This is a genomic window from Micromonospora sp. BL4 (assembly GCF_003667505.1).
Taxonomy (GTDB): domain Bacteria; phylum Actinomycetota; class Actinomycetes; order Mycobacteriales; family Micromonosporaceae; genus Micromonospora.
Window position 1 is genome coordinate 1 of the sequence record NZ_RCVJ01000001.1, and the last position, 381, is coordinate 381.

At 73.2% G+C, this 381-nt stretch carries 1 protein-coding gene; it reads right to left on the minus strand.

The annotated features are described in order from the left end of the window. Nucleotides 1-287 precede the first annotated feature (287 nt). A partial coding sequence (locus EAD89_RS00005) for a Bax inhibitor-1/YccA family protein (protein WP_199733361.1) occupies nt 288-381 on the minus strand: 94 nt, incomplete at its 5' end.

Here is a 381-nt window from a genome sequence, read left to right on the forward strand (position 1 = left end):
GCGCCGGTGACCAGCAGCAGCCCGACGGTACGGACCACCACGTCGTCGACGCTCATCGGCTCGACGTCGCGGGCGCCCAGCACCCGGGCCTCCAGCCGGCCGGTCTCGTCCAGCCGGTTGAGCACCGGGTTGTTGCTGCGCACCGCCGCCTCCTTCGCCCGCGTACCCCTCGCAGTCACTCTGCCCCGGGCGGACCGGCGACGGCGGGCAAACGGCACGGCCAGCGCAGACGACGGCGCCCGCCACCGCGGAAGCGGGGCGGGCGCCGGTCGGCACTGCGGACGAGATCAGTCGTCGCCCTGGAAGTAGCTCAGCAGGCGCAGGATCTCGATGTACAGCCAGACCAGGCTGACCAGGATGCCGAAGGCGGCCGTCCAGGAG